General features: G+C 54.9%; 11 protein-coding genes and 1 pseudogene. 1 reads left to right on the top strand and 11 read right to left on the bottom strand.

Annotation, left to right across the window (positions count from 1 at the left end; translation table 11 throughout):
* Nucleotide 1: 1 nt before the first annotated feature.
* Genes AC2FEE_RS10495 through AC2FEE_RS10505 form a run of 3 tightly spaced genes read right to left on the bottom strand, consistent with a single transcriptional unit; the run spans nt 2 to nt 4,695 of the window.
* On the bottom strand, nt 2–421 hold the full coding sequence (locus AC2FEE_RS10495) for a DUF2141 domain-containing protein (RefSeq protein WP_496864999.1): 420 nt from the start codon (nt 419–421) through the stop codon (nt 2–4).
* Nucleotides 418–3,546 (bottom strand): efflux RND transporter permease subunit, encoded by a 3,129-nt coding sequence (locus tag AC2FEE_RS10500; protein WP_496865001.1) that lies wholly within the window; start codon nt 3,544–3,546, stop codon nt 418–420. Before AC2FEE_RS10500 ends, AC2FEE_RS10495 begins: the two co-directional genes overlap by 4 nt.
* 3 nt (nt 3,547–3,549) lie before the next feature.
* On the bottom strand, nt 3,550–4,695 hold the full coding sequence (locus AC2FEE_RS10505; protein ID WP_496865003.1) for an efflux RND transporter periplasmic adaptor subunit: 1,146 nt from the start codon (nt 4,693–4,695) through the stop codon (nt 3,550–3,552).
* Nucleotides 4,696–4,761: 66 nt separating this feature from the next.
* Between AC2FEE_RS10505 and AC2FEE_RS10510 the strand changes: the two genes are divergently transcribed.
* On the top strand, nt 4,762–5,412 hold the full coding sequence (locus tag AC2FEE_RS10510; RefSeq protein WP_496865005.1) for a TetR/AcrR family transcriptional regulator: 651 nt from the start codon (nt 4,762–4,764) through the stop codon (nt 5,410–5,412).
* Nucleotides 5,413–5,530: 118 nt separating this feature from the next.
* Here AC2FEE_RS10510 and AC2FEE_RS10515 read toward each other — a convergent pair.
* The 8 genes and pseudogenes from AC2FEE_RS10515 to AC2FEE_RS10550 form a co-directional block, all read right to left on the bottom strand.
* A pseudogene (locus AC2FEE_RS10515) lies at nt 5,531–5,731 on the bottom strand (integrase); the annotation flags it as partial.
* A gap of 380 nt (nt 5,732–6,111) precedes the next feature.
* Complete coding sequence (gene rsgA / locus AC2FEE_RS10520; RefSeq protein WP_496865007.1) at nt 6,112–7,194, bottom strand: ribosome small subunit-dependent GTPase A; 1,083 nt, start codon at nt 7,192–7,194, stop codon at nt 6,112–6,114.
* Between the two features lie 744 nt (nt 7,195–7,938).
* The gene (locus tag AC2FEE_RS10525; RefSeq protein WP_496865009.1) at nt 7,939–9,939 is read right to left on the bottom strand and encodes a cation:proton antiporter domain-containing protein; all 2,001 of its coding nucleotides are present in this window, start codon (nt 9,937–9,939) and stop codon (nt 7,939–7,941) included.
* 3 nt (nt 9,940–9,942) lie between these two features.
* A complete protein-coding gene (locus AC2FEE_RS10530) occupies nt 9,943–10,551 on the bottom strand; it encodes an NAD(P)H-dependent oxidoreductase (RefSeq protein ID WP_496865011.1) in 609 nt (202 codons plus the stop codon).
* A gap of 165 nt (nt 10,552–10,716) precedes the next feature.
* Nucleotides 10,717–11,625 (bottom strand): 2OG-Fe(II) oxygenase family protein, encoded by a 909-nt coding sequence (locus AC2FEE_RS10535; protein ID WP_496865013.1) that lies wholly within the window; start codon nt 11,623–11,625, stop codon nt 10,717–10,719.
* A 142-nt stretch (nt 11,626–11,767) separates the two neighbouring features.
* On the bottom strand, nt 11,768–12,175 hold the full coding sequence (locus AC2FEE_RS10540) for a nuclear transport factor 2 family protein (RefSeq protein WP_496865015.1): 408 nt from the start codon (nt 12,173–12,175) through the stop codon (nt 11,768–11,770).
* Nucleotides 12,175–13,020 carry an enoyl-CoA hydratase/isomerase family protein gene (locus AC2FEE_RS10545; RefSeq protein WP_496865017.1) on the bottom strand — a complete coding sequence of 282 codons (846 nt, stop codon included), beginning with the start codon at nt 13,018–13,020 and terminating at the stop codon, nt 12,175–12,177. The genes AC2FEE_RS10540 and AC2FEE_RS10545 overlap by 1 nt, the downstream gene beginning before the upstream one ends.
* 474 nt (nt 13,021–13,494) lie before the next feature.
* On the bottom strand, nt 13,495–14,526 hold the full coding sequence (locus AC2FEE_RS10550; protein ID WP_496865019.1) for an adenylate/guanylate cyclase domain-containing protein: 1,032 nt from the start codon (nt 14,524–14,526) through the stop codon (nt 13,495–13,497).
* Nucleotides 14,527–14,536: the final 10 nt, after the last annotated feature.

Below are 14,536 nucleotides of genomic sequence, written 5' to 3' on the forward strand. Positions count from 1 at the left end.
GCTACTGATCATAGTGGATCCGAACACGGACATCGCCCGGCCAGACAGATGCAGCCTTGAAGTCAGGCTCATCCTGCGGGTTTGGTGCACCTGTTGAACCAACGCCTTCCAAAAGCTGCGTGGCGGTCATGTTCAGGTCTTCATCCTTGTTTTCGTCATGAAACGACAACACCGCATATGGGCCCGCGTTCAATTCGGTGAACTCATGGCTGATACTGCCTTTCCGCGATGGGACTTGGGCAAAGTCGATGGCACTCCAGGCGTCCAAACTGTCAAAGGCGCGCGCGTCGTCAAAAACGAGGATCACGATGTTCCCTTTGGCATTGCGGATGCCGTCCACGTTTACATTCAGTCCGTCCGCAACAGCAGGTGAAGCCAATGTCACCATGGCGACTGCAGCGCCCATCAGTTTACGATTCATGCCATTGTCCTTTCTGTATCTGGTTTTGGGAAGGTCGGTTTGAAGATCGCGATGATGTCTTCGGCAATTGCGATCAGCACCGGTACAAGTACCAACATCAGCGCGGTACCAAACAGCTCGCCATAGGCCAAAGAGATTGCTGCCGGGATCAGGTATTGCGCCTGCTCGGACGTTTCGGTCAGCAAGGGTAGCAAGCCGATCACCGTCGTTGCAGTGGTCAGGAAGATCGCTTTGAAGCGCCCGACACCTGCGCTGTTCAAGGCCAGGTTCACGGGCTGACCCTCGTCGCGGGCCTGATTGTAGCGCGTGATCATGACGAGGCTGTCGTTCACGATCACACCGGTCAAAGCCAGCATGCCAAAAAACGAGAACAGCGAAATCGATACACCCATGATCAGGTGACCGACGGCGGCTGCAATGAAGCCAAAGGGCACGATGGCCAGAATAACGAAAGGTTGCCAGTAGCTTTTCAACGGCACGGCCATCAGCACATAGATCAATACCGCCGCCAACAGCAGCGCCTGTCTCAGTCCATCGCTGATGTCTGACATCTCCTCCAACTCGCCAGCCGGCAGGACAGTCACACTCGGGTATTTTTCCCAAAGTTTGGGAACCAGTTGTTCGAATACCGCTTGCCCAACTTCTTCTGGCGCGACGAGCTTGCGGTCGATCGAAGCGGCCACAATATTCATGCGTTTTCCATCGCGACGATTGACAATACCGGAGGCATAAGTCCCCTCGATTTCAGCAACCGTTTCCAGCGGCACCCATGCCCCGGAAGCGCTACGCAATCGGGTCTGCATCAGGTCGGCAAGCGTGTCGCGGTTTTCCTGCGCATTCTGCACGAGCACGCGAATTTCCGAGCCATCACGCCTGACCTTTGCCACCTCGGCACCGCCGAACCCATAGCCAATTTGTTTGGCAAGGGTCTCTGCGTTGAATCCAAGATGCCGTGCATCCGGGCGTACACGCAGTCTCAATTCGGGCTGGCCACCGGCCAGACCGTCGCGGACATTTTCAACGCCTTCGATTTGGGACAAAAAGGTCTTCATTTCAGCGCTGGCCTGCCGCAGCAAATCCTCGTCTTTTGAAGCCAGCCGAATGCGAAACCCTCCGGCGAGCGCTTCGGACCCGGTGAACTCAAGCTCCGTCGCCCCTTCGACTTCGCCAACCCGTTCGCGCCAGTCCCGTACCACCTTCCGGATTGGAACCTCTGGACGATCGGCCACCGGTATCATCTCAGCATAGATCTGAGCATTGCCTGCACTATTGATGATGGTGAACACAGTTTGAACGGGCGGCGTGGTCATACCGGCGTCTTCAGCAAGCTCAGCGTTCAGATCGTTCAGTTCGCTTTCAATCCGGTCTATGTTCGAGCGGGTCAGCGCAAAAGGCGCACGAGCGTCCATTTCAAGATTCACGGTAATGATCTGACCGGGGACTTCGGGGAAGAACACTGTCCGCACCTTGCCTTTATACATAAGGCCAAGCCCAAGCATTGCGGCGGCGATGAACAGGATCAGCACGGCGTAGCGATGGCGTACTGCGGCTACGAGCATGGGTTGGTAGACATGGTCCCGGACCCAGTACAACCCACCTTGAGCTACGTCCTGCACACGGCCCCAGAGGCGGGTCAGCAGATATCTGCGCTCTCGCCCCATCGAAACCTGCGCCAAATGCGCTGGAAGGATGAATTTACTTTCGATGAGTGAGAAGATCAGCGTCAGGATCACGATACCCGAAAACCCGGCCAGCACTTTGCCCAGCGGGTTGTCGATCAGCAGCATCGGAAAGAAAGCCGCGATGGTGGTTAGCACCCCAAACACAGTGGCGATGGCCACGCGGTGCACGCCACGCTCGGTGTCTTTGATCGGATTTTTACCGTTTCGGCGTTCCTCAAAGACGCTCTCACCAACGACCACGGCATCGTCGACCAGGATGCCCAACGCGATGATCAGACCGAAGGTGGTCACATCGTTCAGCGAATAATCCACCCATTTCGAGCCTGAGACTGCAATCGCCCCCATGACCGAAACCGGAATGCCCATCGCAACCCAGAAGGCCAGCCGCACGTTCAGGAAGACCGACAGCATAAGGGTTACAAGGATCAGGCCTTGCACTCCGTTCGAGCGCAACAGCGCCAGTCGGTCCGAGATGTAACCAGCGCTATCCCCCCAGACCTCAACCTTAACTTGCGCCGGTAGTTGTCGGCTGAACTCTTCCACCGTCTTGCGTACAACTTCGCTGATCTCAAGCAGGTTCTCTTTCTGTCCGACCAGAACCTCCATGCCCACGGTCGGCTCGCCGTTCAGTCGAAACAGGTATTCGCCATCCTGAAACCCATCTTCTGTAGTGGCAATATCGCCCAGGGGTACAAACGATCCGTCGCCGCGTTCAATAATGGGCAGGGCCGCGTATTCCGGTCCGTACCTTGCCCGATCATCGGCTCGCAGGAAGATAGTCCCGCCTTCTGTGCGCAACCGACCGGCCTGAAATGTCAGCGAGTTCTGTTCTATCGTACGGGTAACATCCGCGACGGTCAGACCATAGTGTCGTAGTCGCGCGGGGTCGATTTCGATGCGTAACTCACGCGGTATCAGCCCCCAGATTTGCAAACGGGACAAATCCGGCTGGGCCAGCAGCTCTTCCTTGAGGCGCTGTGCCAGGGTTTGCAGAGTGGCTGGATCGGTTGCGCCGTACAGATTCAGATAGAGTGCCGGGAAATCGAAGCCTGATGCTTCGATCACGGGTCGGCGTGCTGTTTCAGGCAGGTCGGTCAACCCGTCGATACGAATGCGCACCCGGTCCAGGACAGCCTGAAGTTTCTCTCCGCCTGCGCGACGGACCGTGATTAGGCTGAGACCGTTTTCGGACTGTGATGTAATGTTGCGCACACCTTCGAGTCCCTCAAGGGCTTGCTCAACCTTCTGCGTGACCAACTCATCCACTTGTTCGGCCGTTGCATCCGGAAATTCTATGGCAATGGTGACGCTTTCCGGCGGGATGCGTGGGAAGCCCTCGATGCGTATATTCAGCAGCGTCTGCACCCCTAGAAAAAGGATCAGAGCCATCATCAGATTGGCGGCGACCGGGTTGCGGATGAACCAGGATGTCAGGGTGTGCATGACTCAGCCCTCATCCAATAGCGGCGTCACGCGTTGACCCGGTAAAAACGAAGCCAGCGGAGTTTTAGCCACGCGCCAAGGGCCTGGCCCTTCCGGCGCAGAGATAGTGATTGTGGCGCCGTTTCGGAACAATAGGTCCGGGTTGAGCCTTTGCAGATCTTCATCGTCCCCGACCAGCCAGATATGCCCGGCGCGGGTCAGTGTACTTTCCGGCAGCGTCAGCGTGTCTGAAATCGTACGTCCTGGAAGTCGAACTTTTAGGAAGTCGCCCGCCAGTATCCGTTCATCGGGAGAGGTGACGTCCAGAAACACCCGCACCTGCCGCGTGTTCTGATCCAGAAACCCACCTCCGCGACGGACTTGAGCCTCTCCCAGTAACGCCCCAGAGCGATGTATCAGCTCTGCCTTCGCCCCGGATACCGGATGATCCAGAAGCGCCCAATCCGTCTGGCTGAACTCGGCAACAAGTTCGAATTGCCTGTCGTCCGAAAGGTGCACGAGAGCATCGCCCGGAGCAACCGTTTGACCAAGGCTGGCAAAGCGACGCGTGACAAAGCCCGAGAATGGGGCGACCACATCAGATTCCGCCAGCTCGGTTCGCGCCGCGTCCAAGCGCGCCTCGGCCGCCGCAACGGTCTTTTCTGCAACGCGAAGTTGCGGCAAATTCAGCGCCAGGTCTGTTGGCGGCTCCACCCCATCCCGATCGAACTGGCGTTTCGCAATGGTGACATTGTTCTGCGCGCGCAGGAGCCCAAGTTTAGCTTGTTCAAGCTCCATCTCTGCTGCGGCGACGGCGCTGTCGTAGGGAGCTTTCTCAATCGAAAACAAAGGGCTGCCACGTTCCACCTTTGCCCCAGACAACGCGGCGTCATGAACGGAAATGATCCGCCCGGATACAGCCGATTTCAGTTCGGCATCCCAGCGGGGGCGAACCTCGGCGAAGGCGGAAATCTGCGCCTGTACCGTCTTGGGGACCACAGTAACCACAGAAACAACAGGTGGTGGCATAGTTGTTGTAGCCTGAACGTCAATTGTGTCTTCGGTGTCGAACAACAGGATCACAATCGCGACCAGCAGCACCAAGGCAAGTCCGATCCATAGCCACCGGCGTTTTGCGTCCTGTGGCAGTGCCGCGGATTTTTCAGTCATGAAACAGCCTTTCTCAGCACAATCGATTCCATTGTCCTTGCCGGGTTGGATAAGATGTCATATACTATGAACGATCGTTCGTTCAATATAGAGAATGAAAAAATGTCAGATACTGCGAAGGCAGGCTCGGTACGAAAGAAGGCAACAGCTAAGCGGCGCAATCAGATCTTGGAAGCCGCAGTCATGTGTTTTCTCGAGCAAGGATATCACCAGACCGGCGTACGCGACATCGCGGCCCGGGCGGGCGTCAGCCTTGGAAATCTCTACAACCACTTTCGTGGAAAACACGATGTGCTTGTTGAAATCGCAATGCTGGAGCGACGTGACCTCGAGCAGTTTCTTGTCATTCTTCGCTCGGGATCATCCGGACCGACGGTATTGAAGAACTTTATCGGTGCTTACGCCAAATATCTGGCTGCACCTGAGAATGTAATCCTCACGTTGGAGATTTCGAGTGAAGCCATTCGCCAGCCGGATATCGCGCAGCTTTTTGTGGAGAACCGTGCAATGCTGACCGACGCACTCGAAGCAGTTGTGAGGCGAGGGATAATGGATGGTGAATTGCGTAGCGTTCCGGATCCACTTCAGGCTTCTCAATTGGTGATAGAAGTCCTGGAAGGCAGCGCTTATCGCAGCGTACTGTCAGATACGCCCATGACCGGGATAATTGGTTGCGTGGAAGATTTTATCATGAGTTCGCTTCTGGCACACCAATGACATATTTTTGCAAGCTTTATGAGCGCTCGTGAAAATCTGCTTTTAGGAGCCGCAGTACAGCGACGATTGGGATGACGAATGTCTCTTTTGGGGTGCCTACGAAGACGACCCTCTAAGATTAGATTTCAATGGCTTCCGCGATTGCCATCGCGTCTTCGAGTTCAACGCGTAGACAACTAACCGTGCGGTCCATCTAGGTGTGTCCAAGTATAAGCTGTACTGCTCTGAGGTTGCCGGTTTTCTTGTAAATCTGCGTCACCTTCGTCCGGCGCATGGAATGGGTCCCGTAAGCGTTCGCCCCCAATCCAATCGAGGTGAGCGACGAAATCCATGTCTCGCCTTGAGGAGAGCGGACGAGTGCATTGCGACCGATGCCCGGCACTTCGAATGGCTTCTGAACGGCTTTGCCTCCGAGCCGGTCGATGCGGTTCACCGCCGCATCCACTTCGGGGACTTCGATGTATGCGATCCAGCCAACTTCCTGGTCCGGCGGTGTCTCGGTCAATCCGGCACAGACTGCGTCATCGGGCAGGGCAAGGACGAAATCCTTCTCGCCGCCGCCCCAGACAATATCCGTAGCTCGCTCGACCTGTTGCGCCCGGATTGCGACACGTCCTTAGAACGCCATCGAACGTTGACTATTCGATGTGAAAAGGTCGTGCTATACGATTTGACTAACTTTATGACTGGATCATCTTCTCACTTCCTTACATCGTTAAGCTTCTTGACGTTGCGAACCATCTTCCCGAACGCTTTGTCACGTGACCTGCGTTCAGCAAGACTGGCAGAATTATGGGCGTCTTCGGCAATGAGCTTGCGCCATCTACCGAAACGATTGGTGTCAAGCACACCTTCTTCAATGGCCTTCAGAACAGCGCATCCCGGCTCGGTCTCGTGCTGACAGTTGTTGAATCGACAGAGAGCGGCCAATTCCTGGATATCGGCAAAGAGGTCATTGATGCCCTCCGCTGCATCGGTCAGCTGCAACTCCCGCATGCCAGGGGAATCCAGAATCAGACAGCCATTGGGCATCGCATGAAGTTCACGCCTCGTCGTCGTATGCCGACCCTTCGCGTCGTCCTCGCGAACGGTCTGGGTCTCTATGGATTGGCTCTCTAGCAACGCATTGGTCAGCGTCGATTTCCCAACGCCGGATGAGCCAAGAAACGCCACCGTCTTACCGGGCTTGCACCACGAAGTCAGATCTGTCCGAGGCGCGTTTCCACGGGCGTCAAGTGCGACCACGTCGATCATTTCCGACACCGAGCGGGCCGCGTCGATGTAGCTTTGCGGATCCGTCGCGAGGTCGGTCTTTGTGAGGACGATGACGGGCGTGATCCTCGCCTCGAACGCCAGGGCCGCATAGCGTTCGAGCCGGGCCACTTTGAAGTCCTGATTGCAGGACGTGACGATAAAAGCCGTATCAATGTTCGCTGCGATCAGTTGTTCCTGCCGGCCTGTGCCGGGGGCGCGTCGCTTGATGAGGCTTGTGCGCTCGAGAGCCCGACTGGATCGCGGGTGCGAAGGATCCAGCATCAACCAGTCCCCGACGGTCACATCCGGCCTGGGAGGTAGTGTCGTGTCAATGTTGTCACCGAGGACGTGCAGCCCATTGCGATGCACTTCGACGACGCGAATGGGAGGTGTCGCGGTCAAATCGTCCACACTGATTTGCTGGGCGAAGAAAGGTTGCCATCCCAGTGCCTGAAGAGGGCTGAGATTGGCGTTTGATCCGGCGTCGCGTGCGCGTCGCGGAAGGAAATTCGAATAATCCCGTGTCATGGGGTGTCTGCTTTCATGTCTCTGCCACAAGCAAAGCTTGGGCGCTGATGGTAAGAAACGAGTGTGCACATCACCAATGCCCGCCAGCTAAAAGGTGACGGAAGTGCTTCAGACGTTGTATGTGCACCGGGAGGCGGGCTGCCTCCCTTCTTTACCAGGACATGAAATCTCCATTTCTGATGATGTGCACATAGGATGGACACCTACACAACACAACCGCTGACGACTGATAGGGAACTCTTCTTCAATTATCTGATGCCGCTATTCAACAGGACAAATGGTTGGTCATCCGCTCTGCGGATTTTCCTGCTTTTAACTGTACGCGCATGAACTGGTCGGACGACCACACAGCAGGCATTAGCCGCATACGCGAAAAATCTGCTGCATGCGCAAAGTGATGGGTCGGGAGAGGGCAGAAAGCATTCATTCTCTGCGCTGGTGAGGTCGGCATTCTGGAGAACGCGAAAGCAGACCTTCAACATAGATTGTAAACTCGCGCACTTGTCTATGAAAGCGCACCCCAACGTTGTTTGTATTTTTGAACGAGCTTTGAAGCGTGCGCTGTGATCCACTGAAACCCGATATCAGGTCGCTCGAACAATCTATGCTTTTGGGGAAGTCGAGTGCGGCGTGCGCGCAAACGACCAAGTTCAACCGTGGGCCGTCCCAAGTCCAACTTTAGGGCTTATCAAAACCGATATGCGCTGTGATTGAGACATGCTGGTTCCCATTTTGCAGTACATTCTATTGATGCGAAGCCTTCTCGATTTTCACGTGATTAGCCTTAACTACCTCGACGTCCTTCCCAGACGGCGGTAACCAACCGGATTCTGTTCGATCACCGTAGGCAGCGCCTTTACCAAAAATCTGTGCATCGCGTTCCTCCATCATCACCCGTGATTTCTCGATGTAGGCAGCGTTTTCCTGCAACGGGATATCCGGATCATAGACTTCAGCCATTTCCTGAAGAATATGCCGGTCATCTTCCGAAAATTGCCGCGCGAGCAGTTCCGCTTCAAAGGGGTGCATGCCCAAGGTTTCAAATGCTGAACGCCCGGTTCGGACAGAAGAGTCAAACGTCTCGCGGATGATCTCATGAACGCCGGCCGCATAGAGGTCGTAGACATGCTGACGGTCTATCGCCCGGGCGATGATCTTTACATTCGGATAGTTATGGCGAACGTGGTGGACCAGAGAATTGATCTGCTCTTTTCCATCAATCGCGACCACCAGCAATCGTGCTGTGGCTATTCCGGCGGCATGTAACAGGTCAGGCCGGGTGGCATCACCGAAAAACACTTTGAAACCAAACGAACGGAGCAGTTCAAGATGCGACGCGCTATAGTCGAGGACGGTTGTACTATAGCCAGCTGCGCGAAGCATTCGATTGACAACTCCACCAAAACGCCCGTGACCGACAATGATCACGTCTCCTTCCTCATCAATCGTGTCCGCTTCGCGTTCCTGATCGCGGACTGAACGGGGTAGGATGAGTTTGTCGTAGATAATGAACAAAGCTGGGGTAAGCAGCATGGACAGGGCGACCACCAGCAGCAATTGGTCTGCGATTGGCTTCTGGATGACGTGGCTTGCAACGGTAAAGGACAGTAAAACGAATCCAAACTCTCCGGCTTGGGCAAGCCCCAGTCCAAAGAGCCATCTGTCTGTTCCTTTGATGCGGAAGATGTGAGCCAGAGCAAACAGCACCCCGGCTTTCAATAGGATCACGACCAGCGTCAATGCCAAGATGGTCACGAAGTTCTCACCGAGCAGCGCAAAATCAATTCCCGCGCCGATGGTGATAAAGAACAACCCCAGAAGCAGTCCCCGAAATGGGTCGATGTTCGATTCCAACTCGTGCCTGTATTCGCTGTTCGCAAGTACCACACCAGCTAAGAAGGTCCCAAGCGCCGGGGACAAGCCGACAACTATCATCAAGAGCGCAATTCCGATAACAAACAGAAGCGCCGTCGCCACAAAGAGCTCACGCAGGCCAGCCGTCGCGATGAAGCGAAAGATTGGACGGGTCAGGAATGTGCCACCGAGAACGATGGCGACCACTGCTCCGATGGTCACGGATGCGACTTGCCAACCGGCCAGACCGTCCACGAGGCTGAGGCTTGCGTGATCACCGTCTCCGTGCCCATCGGATGCGTGCGCGTCTCCAGTATGTGCCATTTCAGCCCCGTGACCTGTGGTGGAGACGACACCGTGCGAAACATCCGTCAGTTCCGGCAATGCCAGAAGCGGGGTAAAGGCCAACATCGGAATGACCGCGATGTCCTGAAAAAGCAGGACTGAGAAACTTGACTGACCTCCTTCCGTTTTCATCAGCCCTTTCTCGTTCAGGGTCTGCAAGACGATCGCCGTTGACGACAACGCAAGGACCATGCCGATCGCAAGAGAAACCGTCCAAGGCTGCCCAAAGAACAGCGCGACAACCATCACAAGACCGGTTGTCGCCGCGACTTGAAGTCCGCCTAACCCAAGCAGCTTGGATCGCATGGCCCAGAGCATTTTGGGCTCAAGCTCCAACCCGACGAGGAACAGCATCATCACGACGCCGAATTCAGCGAAATGCTGGATCGAGATTACATCTACGCCGAGTGCCGCCAGCAAAGGGCTGATCGCAATACCAGCGATCAAATAACCCAGGACGGACCCCAGACCCAAACGCGTAGCAATAGGGACTGCGACAACACCAGCTGTCAGAAAGACGAACGCGAGGAGCAAAAAATCGTTCATGGGTCAGGCCTTCTCTCGGATGGGCAGATCGGAAAACGTCATGGTGTCTTGTCGCTCAGCCTTTGCGAAATCAAAGGTCTCGCCCTGAAGCGCGTTCAACAGTTTCGTGTAGCCATTTGTGTGTTTTGCGATGACACCTTCCTCATCCGCCTGAAGAGCGGAATACAGCACATAAGGCGACACGAAGGTGATCCCGCACAGCCGGGCAGTTTGCTCAATGGGGTACAGAAAAGAGCGAAGGGGATAGTTTTGATATCCCATAGCGGTATAGGCGTCATCAGACCCGCCAGTCGTAACCGCAAGCACCAACGACTTGCCCGTCAGCTTGTCGCCGCCGTGACCGTACGCAAACCCGTGTTGTAAAACGAGATCCTGCCATTCTTTCAGAAGGCTCGGTGTTGAGTACCAATACAGCGGAAACTGAAACAGGAGCACATCGTGATCCTGCAAGCGACGCTGCTCCTTGTCGACATCTATGTCGTGGCGGGGGTATTCGGCGTACAGATCGACGAAGGTTATACCCTCAACGGTCTTTGCCGCTTTTGCCATTACTGCGTTTGCCCGGCTGTGGCGCTGCCCGGGATGGGCAAAATACACGATCACTCTGGACATATTGACCCCTGTTTTCTGTTGTGACTTCGGCAAGTGCACGGAGTTAAGTCTGCTTGTCGCGGCTCGCCTGCCGCACTGCAGCCAGGCACAGTATTGCAACCTGGTAGCGATGTACCGGCTGACGAGTTGCTTTTCTGAACCAATGAAGGAGAATCAGCGGCTCCGTTAAAACGGAGCAAAACTGTCGGACGAGGCCGATGGCACAGTCCACCGCTGACGCGCGTCTATCTCCTTGTGCTCTGCCCCTTGAGGTGGAAGCCTACCGTTTTCGCCGAACAGCCAGAGCACAAAGTTGTAGCGCTCGCCGCTGGTGATTGGTTCGGACGCATGGGGGACACTGCCATGGTGTATCAAAGCAGTCCCCGGCTCAAATGTAAGCTTGCTGACTTGACGCGTTTGATTGTGAAAAAAGCTGACAGCTGACCCAGAAAAATCCTCGCCCGGCAGGTTCAGATTGATGTTCAGCGTCACAGCGGACGCATCGGTATGCGGGCGCAGCGAGGTATCTTTGTTTTCTTGCCAACGAATGGAGAAACCAAAGGTCTGCGTGTCATAGCCGACAACGTCGGGGAACAGCAGGCGAGAAACCGGCCTCATATAGCTGTCCATCATCTCTTGATAAAACGCCTGAAAACTCGGGGCCGCAAGATACCCTTCCGAGCGCGGATCAAGCAGCGCGCCGCCCCGGTTCAGCACGATCCCATAAGGAGGGCGCAGCGGAATATCCGCCCTGGATACCTCGTCAAGGTAGTCCCTGAGAACGGCAAGACGTTGCGGGTCGAAGAACTGTGTCGCGTAAACACCGGGAAAAACTTCTTTCCACAGGTCCCGAACCGCTGCCTCTTTGGTTGGGTCATCCCATGCTTGCTCGACAGCTGATCGCAATTGTGGATCAAAAAGGGACGGGTCAAGCGCGTGCTTTCGTCCCTCTGCATTTTCCCAATCAGTCCAGGCGTCTTTGAACAAGTCCCGGTTCTTGGTCCAGAATTGTTGAACAGAAGGTGCGCGTTGCAGCATCTCGTCTCGTGTAGGTCGCTCAATTGTACGAGCCCGTTCCAGTGAAGTGACTGACATGATTACATTAGTCTCCGTTTGTGGGGAACGGCGGCGCCCTCAGCGCCGCAGCGGCAAGTGAAATTGTCCAAAATCGTGGACACCGGGTTCGCGGCCTGTCGACGTCTGTATTTCAAGAGCACCCAGCAGATGCACTGCTCAGTCAGACGTCGTCGATTAGGACCTGTTTGAGATGCAGCGTGTCCATGTATTCGTGGATTGCAGTGATCTTGCCGTCCTTCAACGTCACCAAGAAATGGTAGAAGTTGTTATAGACAGTTCCGTTCACTTTGGTTCCATAGGACTCCATTTCCATCGCGACCCTATCACCTTCAACGGTCCAGCCTGTCGGCGTAAGCTGAAGGCCATTGGGCATTCTTTCACGCATCTTTTTGATCAGCTCCGCTATTCCTTGTCGATCCATCCGTGTATCCACAGGCGGGTTGCTTTTGAGGCCCATCGCTTGCCAAACGACGTCCGCGTCCAGCAAGGCCAGTGCCCCCTCCACATCGGTTTCAGAAAACCGCTCAAAAAAGCTTTGAACGGTTTCCTTGTTCTGGGTCGCAGACATCAGTTGATGTCCTGAACCTTCATCACCAGTTCGCCCCAGTTGCGCTGGTTTTCGATGTCATGCTCCAGTCCCTGCTCATCTGCGATAGCAAAGCGTTTGACCGCAGGGGTTTTGCTGGTTGCCTGATACAGCCAATAGGCTTCAGCCTTCAGAGCTTCATCAATTGGCTTGTCGATGGATTCGTAGACCATTTGTTTGCAGGCATTGATCGACTCTGCCGGGAACTGTGCGATGCGTTTGGCAAGCGCGTCGACAAATGGTCCGATCTCGTCGGGTTCCAGCGCCTTGTTGATGGTGCCGAACCGCTCCGCGTCATCCGCATCATAATCCTGCGCGCTTAGGATGATTTCCAGTGCGCGACCCAGACCCGTTTGACGGGCCATGCGTGATGCACCGCCGCCGCAAGGCAGGATGCCCATGCCGACTTCCATCTGCATGAACTTGAACTTACCGCGCGCGGCAAAGCGCATGTCCAGCGCCAGGGCCAACTCGTGGCCGCCGCCACGGGCGAAGCCTTCCAGTTTTGCGATTGTTGCCTGAGGTACGCGACTGATCCTTTCGCAGACGGCTTGCAGGTCCAGCAACTGCGCTTCATCGCGCGACACGGCCTCGGTCGACATGTCTTTCAGAAGTTCAGTGTCGTAGTGGCAGACCCAGATTTCCGGATTGGCAGACTCAAAGACCACAACTTTTACGCTGCGGTCCCTCTCCAGCCGCATCGCGAGGCTGTTCAGATCAGCCAGCATTTCCTGACCCTGAACGTTGACGGACCCGAAATCAAACGTGACGGTGGCGATTGCGTTCTCAACCGTCACGTTGAACGTGGTGAAGTTCTCATACTTCATTTTGGTTCCTCATTTCCTGTTTCGAACCGTTCGGACATGAACGGTTTTGGAGGTTGGCATTTCCCTAAGGGCGAAGCGGTTCTTGAGGAGCACCTCACCCGAAGCGCAATCTATTGATTGGAATTATTTTATAAATGCGCCCAAATTGATTTCAGTTTTTAGTTTTTTTATATATATAATTTGAAAATACGGTCATCACCGAGCTTCAACCCATTGAAGGCAATGAAAACAGTTGTTCTGGTTTGTTCATTCCTTCGAGGCATTGTGTGCCCAAAGACTCAACCTCATCATCAAGAAGGCATGCGACCTCTAAAGAGAACAGCAGGTTCCGTTTCAGTGTTTTACAGCACCCCTCAATTCGGCTTGCCACATTTACGGCCTCGCCAATGACGGTAAAGTCCAAGCGCTGCGCCGCACCGATGTTCCCAAAAAAACCTCGCCCAAGTGCAGACCAACGCCAGCATGTAGCGGAAATCAGGTCGTATCATTGCGCATCCGTTCGTTAAGCAAATTCAACTCGGATAGCGCTTGTCGCGCGGCTGTAACGGCTGCCTGAGCGGCGCTTTGTAGCGTTTCATAAGAAGCAATTGGAAACACGGCGAGCATGCCGTCACCAATGAATTTCAGGACGTCGCCGCGATGCCCATTCACTGCGTCTGCCATTGCTGAGAAGTAGTGGTCGAGCACCGTCGCGACGGTTTGGTTATCCATGTTCTCCGAGAGCGTAGAAAAACCACGCGTGTCAGAGCTCCATACAACCGCCCTGATCGGAACGCCCGTTCCCCGCCTAATAGTCCCGTTTGCTACACGCTCGCCTGCTTCCCTTCCGAGATAGGTATGTGAGATGTTCTTCGTAATCCGCTCAGCGACGTGTCGATCTACATGCAAACCGAACAGTTTAATTAAGAGGATCAAACTTTCGAGTTGTTCCGTTTCGAATCCGCCTCGCTGTCGCGTGGCCAGTGTGATGGGGTTAAATCTGCCACAACTCGCAGACATCGGAAGCGCCGCATATTCCGAGAAGCCTTCTTTGCCGAGACTTTTCATGAGCGGGCTTGCCGCTTCGTCGTTATCATTATCAAGAGCCACCCGAACCGTTCGACCGTACTCCATCACGTTGAAAAGAGGGTTTTTTCTGCAACCATCAGAGTACAAGGCTTCTTCGTCTATTTGGATTTCATTGCAAAACCGATCGGTTGTGCTCCAATTCCACGCATATCCAAAGGCTTGCGGATGCAGCGTTCCAACATTGAGGCTCAGACGACCAACCCCCAACCCGGCCTGCACCAAACGCTCCGCAAACTCTTTTGTAAGGTCGATGGTGTCCTTAGTCAGAACTGCTGTGTTCAACAGCCAATCTCTGACGTCTTCCGGGGTGCATTGTTGATTGAGATTCAAGTCGAACCGGCTGCGCCTGAGCAGACTAACACCAGAAGCATATGTCCTCGGTGCAGGATCCAGCTCGTTGAACCCAGCTTCAGAATTTTGCCGGGTCGTCGCATGCATCGCAGTTTAG

The sequence above is a fragment of the Ruegeria sp. YTSC199 genome, assembly GCF_059609725.1.